The organism is Anaeromyxobacter diazotrophicus (genome assembly GCF_013340205.1).
GTDB classification, from domain to species: domain Bacteria; phylum Myxococcota; class Myxococcia; order Myxococcales; family Anaeromyxobacteraceae; genus Anaeromyxobacter_A; species Anaeromyxobacter_A diazotrophicus.
In genome coordinates this window covers 232,003-244,929 of the sequence record NZ_BJTG01000009.1, presented here as the reverse complement: position 1 = coordinate 244,929, position 12,927 = coordinate 232,003, and the positions used below count along the sequence as shown (strand labels likewise).

At 71.6% G+C, this 12,927-nt stretch carries 13 protein-coding genes; 1 reads left to right on the top strand and 12 read right to left on the bottom strand.

The features are described from left to right. Nucleotides 1-7 precede the first annotated feature (7 nt). From HWY08_RS18460 to HWY08_RS18440, 5 genes are all read right to left on the bottom strand, one after another. A complete protein-coding gene (locus HWY08_RS18460) occupies nt 8-532 on the bottom strand; it encodes a cytochrome c3 family protein (protein WP_176067936.1) in 525 nt (174 codons plus the stop codon). Nucleotides 533-539: 7 nt separating this feature from the next. Then, nucleotides 540-1,136: a cupredoxin domain-containing protein gene (locus HWY08_RS18455; protein ID WP_176067934.1), complete on the bottom strand. Its 597-nt coding sequence runs from the start codon at nt 1,134-1,136 to the stop codon at nt 540-542. Between the two features lie 20 nt (nt 1,137-1,156). Next, a complete protein-coding gene (locus tag HWY08_RS18450) occupies nt 1,157-2,578 on the bottom strand; it encodes a hypothetical protein (protein ID WP_176067932.1) in 1,422 nt (473 codons plus the stop codon). Nucleotides 2,579-2,841: 263 nt separating this feature from the next. Next, complete coding sequence (locus tag HWY08_RS18445; RefSeq protein ID WP_235969700.1) at nt 2,842-3,243, bottom strand: thiol-disulfide oxidoreductase DCC family protein; 402 nt, start codon at nt 3,241-3,243, stop codon at nt 2,842-2,844. A gap of 52 nt (nt 3,244-3,295) precedes the next feature. Beyond that, nucleotides 3,296-3,877: a DUF4337 domain-containing protein gene (locus HWY08_RS18440; protein WP_176067928.1), complete on the bottom strand. Its 582-nt coding sequence runs from the start codon at nt 3,875-3,877 to the stop codon at nt 3,296-3,298. 213 nt (nt 3,878-4,090) lie between these two features. On the opposite strand from HWY08_RS18440, the gene nifA reads away from it, so the two are divergent. Then, entirely contained in the window at nt 4,091-5,674 is a 1,584-nt protein-coding gene (nifA, locus tag HWY08_RS18435; protein ID WP_176067926.1) for a nif-specific transcriptional activator NifA, read from the top strand. A 28-nt stretch (nt 5,675-5,702) separates the two neighbouring features. On the opposite strand, the gene HWY08_RS18430 is transcribed toward nifA, so the two are convergent. From HWY08_RS18430 to nifD, 7 genes are all read right to left on the bottom strand, one after another. Further along, nucleotides 5,703-6,164 carry a GNAT family N-acetyltransferase gene (locus tag HWY08_RS18430; RefSeq protein ID WP_176067924.1) on the bottom strand — a complete coding sequence of 154 codons (462 nt, stop codon included), beginning with the start codon at nt 6,162-6,164 and terminating at the stop codon, nt 5,703-5,705. Continuing rightward, nucleotides 6,161-6,499, bottom strand: coding sequence for a nitrogenase-stabilizing/protective protein NifW (locus HWY08_RS18425; RefSeq protein ID WP_176067922.1), 339 nt, complete (start codon nt 6,497-6,499; stop codon nt 6,161-6,163). The genes HWY08_RS18430 and HWY08_RS18425 overlap by 4 nt, the downstream gene beginning before the upstream one ends. A 12-nt stretch (nt 6,500-6,511) precedes the next feature. Continuing rightward, on the bottom strand, nt 6,512-6,775 hold the full coding sequence (fdxB, locus tag HWY08_RS18420; RefSeq protein ID WP_176067920.1) for a ferredoxin III, nif-specific: 264 nt from the start codon (nt 6,773-6,775) through the stop codon (nt 6,512-6,514). Between the two features lie 2 nt (nt 6,776-6,777). Continuing rightward, nucleotides 6,778-7,143 carry a nitrogen fixation protein NifX gene (gene nifX / locus HWY08_RS18415; RefSeq protein WP_176067918.1) on the bottom strand — a complete coding sequence of 122 codons (366 nt, stop codon included), beginning with the start codon at nt 7,141-7,143 and terminating at the stop codon, nt 6,778-6,780. A 1-nt stretch (nt 7,144) separates the two neighbouring features. After that, nucleotides 7,145-9,898, bottom strand: coding sequence for a bifunctional nitrogenase iron-molybdenum cofactor biosynthesis protein NifEN (locus HWY08_RS18410; protein WP_176067916.1), 2,754 nt, complete (start codon nt 9,896-9,898; stop codon nt 7,145-7,147). Between the two features lie 12 nt (nt 9,899-9,910). Further along, nucleotides 9,911-11,380 carry a nitrogenase molybdenum-iron protein subunit beta gene (nifK, locus tag HWY08_RS18405; protein WP_176067914.1) on the bottom strand — a complete coding sequence of 490 codons (1,470 nt, stop codon included), beginning with the start codon at nt 11,378-11,380 and terminating at the stop codon, nt 9,911-9,913. 68 nt (nt 11,381-11,448) lie between these two features. Beyond that, entirely contained in the window at nt 11,449-12,894 is a 1,446-nt protein-coding gene (gene nifD, locus HWY08_RS18400; RefSeq protein ID WP_176067912.1) for a nitrogenase molybdenum-iron protein alpha chain, read from the bottom strand. Nucleotides 12,895-12,927: the final 33 nt, after the last annotated feature.

The window sequence follows — 12,927 nt, the reverse complement described above, 5'->3', positions numbered from 1 at the left end:
GCGGTCCTCACTTGTGGCAGGCCCAGCAGTCGGTGGGCGCCCTGCCCCGGTTCTTCGGGAGCTGGTGGCACTGGAGGCACCAGCCCATCGTCAGCGGCGCGACCTGGCGCACCACCTCCATCTTCTCCACCTCGCCGTGGCACTCCCGGCAGGCGAGCGCGGCCGTCACGACGTGGCGCTGGTGCGTGAAGAACACGTGGTCGGGCACGCGGTGCACGCGCGCCCACGCGACCGGCTTCCCCTCGTCGAGGACCTTGCGCAGGGCCTTGAGCTCCTGGTCGAGCTGGGGGTTCTCCTTGTCCTCCTTCACGAACTTGTGACAGCCCTGGCAGCGCGCCATGGAGGGCACGCCCGCCACCGGCCCGCGCTCCGCGTAGGCGTGGCACGCGGTGCAGCCGATGCGCGCGTCCCCCGCGTGCACCTTGTGGCTGAAGCGAAACGGCTGCTCGGGCGGCGCCGCGGCCGCGCAGCCGAGCGCGAGCGCCGCCACCGCGCCAGCGATCGCGGCCGGGCGGGGGAACGGGAGGCGCATCTCCGCCTCAGCGCTTGACCGAGAAGCTCTCGTCGAGCGTCTTCCCCGCCGCCACCGCGACCGTCTTGTCGGGCGCCTTGAGGTGCGAGTTCCACACCGAGAGCTTGTACGTGCCGGGCGGCACGCCCTTGATCTCGTAGGCGCCCTTCTTGTCGACCGGGGAGGCGTACGGGTTCTGCCCCACGAACACGTAGCCCAGCATCTCGGGGTGGATGCTGCAGAGCTGCGAGTAGACCCCCGGTTTGCTGAAGGTGTAGGTGCGCTCCTCGTCCTGCTTGAAGGAGCCGAGGTTGTAGCCCTCGCCGTCGGGCGAGTACACGTTGTGGACCAGGCTGTCGTGGTTGAGGAACTTGACGGTGTCTCCCACCACGACGGTCATGACGTGGGGGACGAACCGCATGCCCTTCTGGTCGAGCGCGTGCGACTTGGGCGGGTAGGTGCCGGGCACCTCCTTCAGGTAGACGACCGTCTCCTCGAGCCACTTGGGCGGCGTGGCGTCGACCTTGCCCTTGATGGTGCCGCCCTCGGCGCGGGCGAGGCCGGCCGCGGCGAGCGCGGCCAGCGCGAGGGTGAGACGGAGCTGCCGGGTGGGCTGCGCGCGCATGGGAGTCCTCGTGGGCGGAGCTAGAAGACGAAGCCGAGCACGGCGTTGAGCGAGGCGAACTGGAGCGACTCCGAGGTGTTGGGGTCGGGCGGGACGAGCGCGCTGCCCACGCCGGCCCAGCTGCCGCCCTGATCGGGCGCGCCGCTGGCGGTCTCGAAGGTGGCCACCAGCACCAGCTTCACGTTCGGCCGGATCAGGAGGGCGGCGCCCGGGAGGAGGCGGGTGTAGTTCGTGCTGACGCCCCCGGTCGGATCGAGGACGACGTGCTCGACCCGGACCGCCGGCACGAGCCAGGGGTAGAGGATGTAGGAGAGCTCACCCCACACCACCGTCGCCTTCACCTCGCCGGGCCGGCCGTCGGCGCCGGCCACCGCCGTGGCGTGATCGTGCTTGTCCCAGTAGGCCTCGGCGTTGAGCTCCAGCGAGCCGTACTGGGCGCGCGCGCCCACCCCGAAGGTGTTGGACACGTCCTGCAGGCTGCGCGGGGCGCCGGCCGCGTCGACGAAGGCGGCGTTGTTGAACTGCGAGTTGGCGTGCGAGGCGAAGCCGTGGACGGTGAGCGCCGTCTCGGCCCACGGCGCCGCCGTGTCGGTCGAGCCGGTGGAGCCCTCGCCGTCGAGGCGCATGCCGCCCAGCTTCACGCCGAGGTGACCGTAGACGTTCTCGGTCCCGCGCGGCGTGAGGTGGCTGCCGGCGTTCATGCCCACCCCGTACTCGAGGCGGCCGGCGAGGACGCCGTTCAGCTCGACCATGCTGAAGTTGTCGACGAGCTGCCAGCTCGCGCCCGTCCCGCCGTAGACGTCGCTCACGGCGAACGACACGAACTGCGTGTCCGACAGGTACGAGGAGTGGGGGCCGAAGCTGGAGAGGGTGGGGATGCCGCGGCCGACCACCAGGTTGAACGCGTGCTTCGGGCCGAACAGGCTGTTGAAGAGGATCTGCGCGCGTTCGAGGTCGGCCGTGCCGGGGGCGACCGTGAACTCGAACCAGAGCGTGGTGCTGTCGTCGATGGACCAGCCGCCCCACAGGTGCCCCTCGGCGACGAGGTTGTCGAGCTGGAACTGACCGTTGCTGTCGGCCCTGGCCGCGTCGGAGCCCTTGGTCGGATGGGTGACGACGGTCCCGTTGGCGCCGATGGCGAGGCCGGGGATGGACGGCACCCAGGCCGGCCAGACGGCGTTGGGAAACGCCTTCTTGGCGGCGTCCTGGCCGAGGGGGACCGTCTCCTGCTTGATGAAGTCGGAGTCGACCCCGGGGAACAGGTAACCGTTCCGGCGGAAGGCCTCTCCGAAGGGCGTGAGGCGCGGGTAGACGGTGTGGCAGGTGACGCAGCTCGTGCCGTACTTGCGGGCAAACGCCGGGATGGCCAGCGCGCGCGGCGCGACGGCGAGGACCGACGCGGCGACGAGCGCCGCGGCGGCCCGGAGAGTCCTGCGAGTCATGTGCGCCTCCTGCCGTTCGTGGGCTGCAGCAGGGCGCGGAGAGCCGGATCAGTGCAATCAGTCGAGGTGCCGCGACCAGGAGCGTCTGCGACGGTGAGTCAACGATCTCCCCTGTCCACCAGCAATTGATCCAGGTCAGACCGTACGCCCGGACCGCGATCACCCGCAACCCGGCATGCGCGCCCGGTTGGGTTCGTGGTCGGCCGTCGGGGTGGGGGTTCCGGACGGGCTCGGTCGGGACGGAGCGCTGGCCCACCAGCGGGTCAGGCGTGCCGCGACGCCGGCGGAGGCGGGAGCTCGCAGGCGCCGTCGTGGCATCGCCCGGTGAGGCGCAACCGGTTCCGGGCGAAGAGGCGGTACCCGACGTCGAGGAGGTGCGCGACGCCAGGGAGCCGCGTCAGCGCGACGAGCGGGCCGAAGCCGATCGCGGCGTAGATCCGCCGGAACACCTCCACGCCCTCGACGAGCGAGCCGTCGGGCAGGCGGGCGTGGATGCGGTCCATGAGCGCCTCGCGCGTGACGCCCACCGCGGCGGGGTCGAACCCCTCGGCGGTGAAGTCGGCGAAGCGGATGCGCCCGCGGCGGTCGCGCCGCCGGACGGCGGCCATCTCGCGGGAGCAGACCGGGCAGGCGCCGTCGTAGAAGACCTCGATCTCGCTCGCCACGGGGACCTCCCCGGCCACGCATAACCGGCGAGGCATGCGCGGGCGAGCCGCCTCAGCCCAGCAGCGCCACCGCGAAGTAGACGGCGCCGCCGGCGCCCAGGAGGACGGAGGCCAGCCAGACGAGCCGCTTGCGGGTGAGCGCCGCGACCGCCCCGAGCGCGATGGCCACCTGGAACAGCGCCACCGCCCCGGCGAAGCGGTGGTGGAGGTGCATGAGGTGCTCGGCCTCGCGCTCCTTCGCGTCGCGCTCCCGCTCCAGCTCGCGAGCCTTGTCCTGGATCTCCTGCTGCTCCTCGGCGTAGCGGTCCTTGCGCGCGCCGTGCTCCTCCGGCGGCTCCTTGCCGGCGGCCAGCCAGGCGGCGCGGGCGGCCTCGGCCACCGCGCCCTTCACGCCCTTCGCCTGGTAGTACGCCCACTGGTCGGACGCCTCCGCCTGGAGCCGCGTGGCGGCCGTCTCGAGGCGGAGCGCCTCGTTGACGGTGCCGCCCGCGCGCAGCGAGGCGATGGCGGCCAGCGCCGCCAGCAGCGCGGTGGTGAGCGCGATGTTGCGCAGGAACCCGCCCCCCTCCCGCTCCAGCTCCTCGTGGATGGCCTCGTGCAGCTTCTCGGTCTCGACCTCGGGTCCTTCGGGCATGCGGCTCCAGATACCACGGGCGCACCTCGGCCCGGGCCCGGCCGGGGTGGGGCGTGCCGATCGAATGGGCAGGGCCGTGCCTCGCCCCCGTGCACGCGCGGAGGGTGGGGACGCAGGTGACCCGGGGCGCCGGCGGGTGGGGCGCGCCCGGAGGCCTTCGCGGCGCTGGACCGCCACCACCGGGATGGCACTCGCCTTGCTCCTGCCTTCACCGTGAATGGCAGTCGCGCCGAGCTGGAGACGGAGGCCCTCTACGAGATCAGCAGGGTCCTGTCCCTCTCGACCGACCTCAACAAGGCCTTCACCTCGACGCTGACGCTCATCGACCTCGTCCTCGGGCTCGAGAACGGCACCATCTCGCTGTTCGACCCGGTCACCGGCGAGGTCTTCGTCGAGGCGGCGCCGCACATGCGCGACGAGGACCGCATCCTCGGGCGGCTCAGGCCCGGGGAGGGCATCGTCGGCCGCATCTTCGCCACCGGGATGCCCATGGTGGTGCCGGACATCGCGGAGGAGCCGCTCTTCCTCAACCGCACCGGGACCTGGCAGAACCTGGAGGAGGACCGGCGCGCGTTCGTGGGGGTGCCGCTCCAGGACGGCCGGGCGGTGCTGGGGGTACTCACCGCCGACCGTCCCTACCGCACCGGTCCGACCCAGCTCGGCCGTGACGTGCGCTTCCTCACCATCGTGGCGGGCCTGGTGGCGGTGCGGGTGCGGCTCTCGCACCTCGAGAACACGCACCACCGCGCGGCGCAGGACGTGCCGGCCCTGTCACCCTCGCCGGAGCGCTTCCCCGGCATCGTGGGGGCGAGCGCGCCCTTCCGCGACATGCTCGAGCTCATCGGGCGGGTGGCCCAGAGCCGGGCCACCGTGCTCCTGCGCGGCGAGAGCGGCACCGGTAAGGAGCTCATCGCGCGCGCCGTGCACGACGCGAGCCCCCGGGCCGAGCGGCCGTTCGTGACCGTGAACTGCGCCGCCATCCCCGAGACGCTCCTCGAGAGCGAGCTCTTCGGCCACGAGAAGGGCTCGTTCACCGGTGCGGCGCAGGCGCACGTCGGCCGGTTCGAGCAGGCGGACGGCGGCACGCTCTTCCTCGACGAGGTGGGGGAGCTCTCGCCCGCGGCGCAGGCGAAGCTGCTGCGCGCGGTCCAGGAGCGGCAGTTCGAGCGCGTGGGCGGGAAGCGCACCGTGACGGTGGACGTCCGCCTGGTGGCGGCGACCAACCGCGACATGGAGGAGATGGTGCGGCAGGGCGCGTTCCGGCTCGACCTCTACCACCGGCTCTCGGTGGTGGCGGTGGTGGTGCCGCCGCTCCGGGAGCGCCGCGACGACATCCCGCGGCTGGCGGGCCACTTCCTGCGGGTGCTCAACGAGGAGAACGCGCGAAGCGCGGAGCTCACCCCGGCGGCGCTGGAGGTCCTCACCCGCTGTCGGTGGACCGGCAACGTGCGCCAGCTCCGCAACTGCCTCGAGCGGCTGGTGGTGGTGACGGACGCGGACGTGCTCGCGCCGGTCCACCTCCCGTGTCAGTGGCCGGGCGGCTCGACCTGCCTCCTCGAGCGCGCCGCGCCGCCGCCGGAGGCGGAGCTCGCGCGGCTCGCCGAGCGCGCGCCCCCCGCGACCGCGGCCGGTCCGCTGCTCGCGGCGGAGGGCGAGGCGGGAGAGCGGGAGCGCGTGCGCGCCGCCCTCGAGCGCGCCGGCTACGTGCAGGCGAAGGCGGCGCGCCTGCTCGGGATGACGGTGCGGCAGCTCGGGTACCGGGTGCGGAAGTACGGCATCGAGCTCCAGCGGCTCTGATGGCGCCGCGGCGGGGGAGGAGCTCCGCCTACGGATGGGCCCGTGCCCGCAGGCAGACGAGCTGCGTGCCCGCCCACCCCAGCCGCCGGTAGAACGCGAGCGCTGGGGTGTTCTCGCGGTCGGCCAGGAGCTGCAGGCGGGCCGCGCCGCGCTCCGCCGCCCAGGCCCGGGCGGCCTCGACGAGCGCCCGGCCTGCACCGCGGCCCCGCTCGGTCGCGAGGACCACCAGGTCCTCGAGCCAGGCGGAGAGGCCGCCCTCGGCGGTGGACACGACCAGCTGGGCGGTGACCATCCCCACCACCGCGCCCTGCCGCTCGGCGACCAGCACGGCCGCCCGCGCCCCGCAGCCGAGCAGGAGCGCCAGGCCGCGCCGCTGCCGCTCGGGTGCCGGCTGGAAGTCGGCCTCGATCGAGAACAGCGCGCCGAGCAGCGCGACCAGCGCGTCGAGGTCCGCCTCCGCGGCGCGGCGGACGTTGAGGCCGGACGTCATCGCGCCGGCCGGGGAGGCCCGAGCTGGACGAGGCCGCCCTGCAGCAGCCGGAACACCCGCTGCGCGGGCGCGGGCGGCCCGGCGAAGAGGTCGTGCGCGCGCCGCAGCGCCTGACCGTAGAGGCGCAGCCGCTCCTCCTCGGAGGGGAGCGGGCGCTGCTCCTCGAGCGCCGCCACGTCGAGGCCGAAGCGCTTCAGCACTTGCAGCCGGTGCACCGCCAGCACCCGCGGGTCGTAGTCGAGCCCGAAGAAGCGGAAGAAGTCCTCGGCGCGGGAGAGGTGCGCGAGCTGCTCGAGCGTGCGCCCCGGCGCGTCCTCCTGGGGAGGGTGTCGCATCGGTCCCCCTGCTCAGGCGACGAGCGCCTCGAAGGTGAACGAGTCCTTCTTGCAGGTGCGCCCGCACGCCTCGCAGCCGATGCAGTCCTCGGGGTTCGCCACCGTGACGAACATCTTGGCGGACTCCTCCTCGTCCACCTCCTTGGGTGCGAGGACGCCGTGCGCGCAGATCTTGATGCAGCGGCCGCAGCCGATGCAGCGCTCGTCGTCGATGGACTTCACGAACTTCGGGGTCCACGCGCGCTTGCCGCGCGTGAGGCCGGTCAGGTACGCCATGGTCATGCTCCTCCGTTCATCGCCTTCTTGAGCCAGGGGGGTGGCCGCTCCTTCAGCACCGCCTGGAGCCGGCCGACGAGGTCCGCCACCGGCACCTCGGTCTGCGTCTTCATGGGATGGATGCGCCGCGCGACGAGCTTCGCCGCGGCCGGGCCGCCGATCTGCACCGTGTAGACGACGGCGCAGCCGGCGAGCGCCTCGGCGCGGGCGGTGGTCCGATCCTCCTCGTCGCCGACGAGGACGGGGGCGGGGACCCGCTCCAGGAAGCGCGCCTCGGCCGGCCCCACCTCCCAGACGTCGAAGTGCGAGGCCTTGCCGAAGTGCTGGTCGACCTGCGTGCCGTCGCTGCTCGTGAACGCGATCTTCATTTCAGTTGTGCGCGAGCTTCTGCGCCTCCGAGGACGTCGCCTGGAACAGGTTCGCCACCTCGAAGACGAGGTTCGTCGTCCCGCGGTAGCCGACCCAGGTCTTGTGGTGCGCGCCGAGCCGGTCGAAGACGGGCAGCCCGGTGCGCAGGTGCGCCTTCACGCCGAGGCGGGCCGCTGCCTGGCGGCCGTTCGAGTTCGCCACCAGCAGATCGGCGCCGGACGCGGCGGACTCGAGGTCCTCGAGGTCCCCCACCGCCACCGTCGCGCAGGGCAGCGCGTCGAGGCCGCGGGTTCGGGTGGCGGCGAGCGCGACCTGGATCTCGCACCCCATCCCGGCCAGGAAGCGGGTCATCCCCGCGAGGTGGTCCGCCTCCAGCGCCAGCGCGACCTTCTTCCCGCCGAACTGGTAATGGCAGTCCACCATCGCGTCGGCGAGGCGGCTCCGCCAGCGGCGCTGCGCGGGCGGCACGGGCCGGCCGGAGAGCGCGGAGAGCGTCGCCACGAAGCGGTCCACCTCGGCGAGTCCGGTGAGGGAGCCGAACCCGTAGGCCGGGACCCCGAACGACGCCTCGAGCCGCAGCGCCGCCCTGGCGAGGGAGTCGCCGACGTAGAAGGTGGCGGCGCTCCGCCCGGCCCGGCGGAGCTCGCCGAGCGCCACGCCGCCGGTGGAGAGCGGCGAGACCTCCTCGTCGATGTGGCCGTCGAGCGCGTTGGCCAGGTCCGGGATGGTGAGGGCGGTCAGGCCGAAGGACTCGACGAGCCCCTTCACCTCCTCCACGTCGGCCGGCGTGAGGTGGGCGCCCGGCAGCAGGTTCACCTGCCCCGGGATGGTCGCGCCACCCTCGGCCAGCGTGCCCACCAGGGCCTCGACCGCGGCGGCGTACCCCTCCTGCAGCGAGCCGCAGTAGTCGGGCGTTGCGGCCCAGACGATGGGCGTCCCCGCCAGCGCGGGGTTCGCCTTCCGGAAGTGGGCGATCGCGCTCTGCACGTCGTCGCCCATGGTCTCGGTGAGCCCGGAGGTCATGACGCCCACGACGCCGGGGTGGAACTTCTCGATGACGCGCTTCACGCCCGCCTGGAGGTTCTCCCAGCCGCCGAAGATGGCGGCGTCCTCGCTCATCGCGGTCGAGTTGAGCGCGATCGACTCCTTGAAGTGCCGGGAGAGCTGCAGCCGGATGAAGGTGGAGCAGCCCTGCGCGCCGTGGAGGAGCGCCAGCATCCCGTCGACGCCGAGGTAGGCGAGCGTCGCGCCCAGCGCGGGCGAGTTCTTCTGCGGGTTCACGGTCGCCGCCTTGGCCGGCACCTTGACCCGCGAGCGAGAGAGGTCCTCGGCGAGGAAGGTCCGGGCGTGGCCGGCGGCGGCGGCGCGCGCCTCCTCCCGCGCCGCGGGTGAGAGCTCCCAGGGCGCCGGGGCGTGGAGGGCCGGCCAGATGGGGTTGTTGACGGTGAGATCGAGCTGCCGGGCGAAGGTGACCATCCCCTCGTACCCGGCGTAGGGGTGGGCGCGGCCGTGGTTGATGTCGAGGAAGGGCGTCAGCGTCTTGAGCGCGAGGAACTTGGTCTTGCCGCCGGCGACGACGAGGTCGGGCTGCTTCTCGGCCATGACGCCGAGCAGTCCGGCGGTGGAGGTGTCCTCGATGACGCGCGCGTCGCGGTGCATCAGCGCCTTCATCCGGTGGAAGTCCTCCAGCGTGGAGTTCTGGGTGCCGGCGGCGAGGATCTCCACCCCCAGCTCGCGGAGGGCGTTCACCATCGACCAGGTCTTCACGCCGCCGGTGAAGAGCACCGCCCGCTTGCCCTCGAGGCGCGCCCGGTACGGCGCGAGCCGCGCGCGGCAGCGCGCCTCCTCCTCCTCCACCAGCCGCTCGACCCGCTCCTGCATGACGGGCGGACCGCCGTTCGCGAGGTCGAGCTCGCGCGCCATGTCGCGCAGCGCCCGGGCGGTGTCGGTCATCCCGTAGAACGACTCCTCCAGGTACGGGATGCCGTACTGCCTCCGCAGCTTGCGGGCGAGGTTGGTGAGGCTCTTCGAGCAGATGATGACGTTGAGGCGGGCGCGGTGGGCCCAGCGCAGCTCCTCGAACCTGGCGTCGCCGCTGATGCAGGAGAGGAGGCGGATCCCGAGCCGCTCGAAGAGCGGGAGGATGCCCCACAGGTCGCCGGCGATGTTGTACTCGCCGATGAGGTTCACGTCGTAGGGCGTGGTCGTCGCGGGCTCGGCGGTGCCGATCACGTGCTCGAGCAGGATCTCGCCCGCCAGCCGGTTGCCGATGTTCTTGTCGCCGACGAAGCCGGGCGTGTTGACCGGGATGACCGGGATGTCCACCTCCGGCCCGGCGGCCCGGCACACCGCCGCCACGTCGTCGCCGGTCATGGCGGTGACGCAGGTGGCATAGACGAAGATGGCCTTCGCCTCGCCGCGGTAGCGCTGGGCGAGCTCGACGATGGCGCGGTGGAGCTTCTTCTCCCCGCCGAACACCACGTCGTTCTCCAGCATCTCGGTGGTGAAGCCGCGACGGAAGAGCTGCGCCCCGGAGGAGCGCGCGCCGCGGTTGTCCCAGGAGTTGCCCGCGCAGGCGATGGGCCCGTGTACGAGGTGGATGGCGTCGGTGACGGGCATGAGCACCACCCGCGCCCCGTCGTAGGCGCAGCTGCGCTCCGCGCCCTCGCCCGGCTCGGACTTCTTGCAGAACTTGGGCGCGCCCCGCTCGTGGGTGTCGCAGTCGGGGGCGTCGTAGAAGTCGGGGCGAGCCATGGCGCTCCTCGCCTACCGCATCATCTCGAAGAAGCGGTCCTCGCAGGTGTCGTCCCGGAGGTCGAGGAACCGGTTGCAGATCTCGGTGAGCATGTGGATGACGCCCTGGTACCCGATGAGCGGCAGGCGGTGCTTGTTCACCCGGTCGAAGATGGGGAAGCCGAAGCGGAAGAGCGGGATCTTCGCGTCGCGGGCGGCGAACTTGCCGTGCGTGTCGCCCAGGATCGCGTCGACGGGGTCCGTCATGAGCAGGCTGCGCAGGTGCCACAGGTCGCGGTTCATGTAGATGCCCGCGCCGCGGCCGTAGGGAGAGCCGTCGAGGAGCGCCTGCAGCTCCTTCTCCAGCTTCTTCGACCCCTTGCTGCACAGCACGTGGTGCGGCGTGGCGCCCATCTCCAGCAGGAACGAGACGTAGCCGAGGAGCAGGTCCGGGTCGCCGTAGACCGCGAACCGCTTGCCGTGCAGGTACTGCTGGGCGTCCGTCATCGCGTCCACCGCCCGGCCGCGCTCGGCGCGCAGCGCGGCGGGGACCGGCTTTTCGAAGAGCTCGGAGAGCTTCATCAGGAACGCGTCGGTCTTCGCGATCCCCATGGGCAAGGGCAGCGCGGCGTGGCGGCCCGCGTAGCTCTCCTTCACCCAGGCGAACGTCTTCGCCGTCGCGTAGGGGCCGACGGTGATCGTCACCTTGCCGTTGATCGAGTCGGCCGCTTCGTCGAGCGGCGTGCCGCCGGGATACTGGCGGTAGGTGCCGTCGTTGGGCGAGTCGAAGGTCTCGGAGATGTCGGCCAGGACGGTGTGCGGGATCCCGAAGGCGTCCAGGATGCGCTTGTACTCCCGGTAGTCGCCGGTGTTGGTGTCGAAGCCCGGGAGCAGGTTCAGCTTCCCGGTGCAGCGCCCCTCCACCTTCTTGCCCTCGGTGAGGACCTGCAGGATCGCGAGCACCATCGCGTCGTAGCCGGTGATGTGCGAGCCGCTGAAGCTGGGCGTGTTGGCGTAGGGGAGCGGGTAGTCCTTGGGGATGTGCCCCTTCGCCCGGGCGTTCTTGAGGAAGGCGCCGAGGTCGTCGCCGATCACCTCCGGCATGCAGGAGGTGAAGATGGCCATCATCTTGGGCTTGTAGAGCGCGTAGGCGTTCTCGAGCGCCTCGTGGAGGTTGGCCTGCCCGCCGAAGACCGCGCCGTCCTCGGTCATGGCGTCGGAGACGGCCGGCGCCGGCTCCCGGAAGTGCCGGTTCAGGGTCGACCGGTAGTACGAGGCGCAGCCCTGGGAGCCGTGGACGAAGGGGAGGGTGCCCTGGAAGCCGTGCGCCGCCAGCTCGGCGCCGAGCGGCTGGCAGCAGTGCACCGGGTTCACGACGAGGGCCTGCCGGGCGAAGTTCTTCTCCCGGTACTCCTGGGTGTCGATCCAGGCGGCGACGCGCGCCTCCTCCTCCGGCGAGGTGGGGGTGACCGGCTTCACGGTGAGGCCGAGGTTGTTCGACATGACGGACGTCTCCTGTCCGGGGCCCAAGCTGGCCCACGGTGGTGAGGCGAGGCTGAGGCTGAGGCTGGCTAGAACGGCGGCTTCACGAGCTTCCAGGTGGGGCTGTTCACGGCCATGTCGATGTCCCGCGCGAAGATCGGGAAGCCCTGGTACGCGTGGTACGGGCCGGAGTAGTCCCAGCTGTGCATCTGCCGGAAGGGCAGCCCCATCTTCTGGAAGACGTACTTCTCCTTGATGCCGCTGCCGATGAGGTCCGGCTTGAGCTGGTGCACGAAGCGCTCCAGCTCGTGCTCCGACGCGTCGTCGTAGATGACGGTCGCCTCGGGCATCTCCGGCATGGTGCGCTCGTAGTCGTCGCCGTGCGCGAACTCGTAGCCGGAGCCCACCACCACCATCCCGAGGTCCTCGTAGGCGCCGACGGTGTGGCGGGGGCGGAGGCCGCCGACGTACAGCATGACCTTCTTGCCCTCCAGGCGGGGCCGGTACTGGTCGACGACGGCCTTCATCTGCACGTCGTACTTGGCGATGACCTTCTCGACGTTCTCCCGGATGCGATCGTCGAACCGCTCGGCGATCTTGCGGAGGCTCTCGCGGATCTTGGTCGGTCCGAAGAAGTTGAACTCGAGCCAGGGGATCCCGTACTTCTCCTCCATCACCTTGCACATGTAGTTCATCGACCGGTAGCAGTGGATGAGGTTGAGCTTCACCTCGTGCGTGGCGGCGATCCGCTCCATCTCGCCGTCGCCCGTCCAGGTGGCCTTCACGTTGAGGCCGATCTCCGAGAGGAGCGCCTTGGCGGACCACACGTCGCCGCCGATGTTGTAGTCGCCGATGAGCGCGATGTCGTACGGGCCGGCGGGCTCGGCGAAGGTGCGCGTCTCGATGATGTAGTCGCGGATGGTGTCGTTCGAGATGTGGTGCCCGAGGGACTGCGAGACGCCGCGGAAGCCCTCGCAGTTGCAGGGGATGACCGGCAGCTCGAGCTCCTTCGTCATCTTCTTCGCGACCGCGTTGATGTCGTCGCCGATGAGGCCGACCGGGCACTCGGACAGGACCGAGATGCCCTTGGCGAGCGGGAAGAGCTCCTTCGCCTCCTTGAGGAGCACCGCCAGCTTCTTGTCCCCGCCGTAGACGATGTCCTTCTCCTGGAAGTCGGAGGTGAACTGCATCGCGAAGTTCGTGACGCCGTTCTTGCCGGACATGAGGTTGCGGCGGGTGCCCCACGAGTACCAGCCGCAGCCGACCGGGCCGTGGGAGACGTGGACCATGTCGCGGATGGGCCCCCACACCACCCCCTTGGCCCCGGCGTAGGCGCAGCCGCGCGCGCTCATCACGCCGGGGACCGTCTTTCGGTTCGACCGCACGCAGGCGCTGGCGCCCGCCGGGTCGTTGGGGGCCAGGTGAGGGGCGCGCTTCTTCTTGCCCTTCTCCGGGTAGGCCTGGAGGGCCTCGTCGATCATCTGCTGCGTCGACTCCTTGGTGATGCCCTCGACCTTCTTGACCTCGCGTCCCATGCCGCGGCTCCTTCTCTCCCTGCGTTGAACGAC

Coding starts and splice junctions, on each gene's coding strand:
- HWY08_RS18410 (WP_176067916.1), bottom strand. CDS start 9,898: ATGGCTCGCCCCGACTTCTACGACGCCCCCGACTGCGACACCCACGAG.
- nifK (WP_176067914.1), bottom strand. CDS start 11,380: ATGTCGAACAACCTCGGCCTCACCGTGAAGCCGGTCACCCCCACCTCG.
- HWY08_RS18455 (WP_176067934.1), bottom strand. CDS start 1,136: ATGCGCGCGCAGCCCACCCGGCAGCTCCGTCTCACCCTCGCGCTGGCC.
- HWY08_RS18425 (WP_176067922.1), bottom strand. CDS start 6,499: ATGCGACACCCTCCCCAGGAGGACGCGCCGGGGCGCACGCTCGAGCAG.
- HWY08_RS18440 (WP_176067928.1), bottom strand. CDS start 3,877: ATGCCCGAAGGACCCGAGGTCGAGACCGAGAAGCTGCACGAGGCCATC.
- HWY08_RS18460 (WP_176067936.1), bottom strand. CDS start 532: ATGCGCCTCCCGTTCCCCCGCCCGGCCGCGATCGCTGGCGCGGTGGCG.
- fdxB (WP_176067920.1), bottom strand. CDS start 6,775: ATGGCGTACCTGACCGGCCTCACGCGCGGCAAGCGCGCGTGGACCCCG.
- HWY08_RS18450 (WP_176067932.1), bottom strand. CDS start 2,578: ATGACTCGCAGGACTCTCCGGGCCGCCGCGGCGCTCGTCGCCGCGTCG.
- HWY08_RS18430 (WP_176067924.1), bottom strand. CDS start 6,164: ATGACGTCCGGCCTCAACGTCCGCCGCGCCGCGGAGGCGGACCTCGAC.
- nifD (WP_176067912.1), bottom strand. CDS start 12,894: ATGGGACGCGAGGTCAAGAAGGTCGAGGGCATCACCAAGGAGTCGACG.
- nifX (WP_176067918.1), bottom strand. CDS start 7,143: ATGAAGATCGCGTTCACGAGCAGCGACGGCACGCAGGTCGACCAGCAC.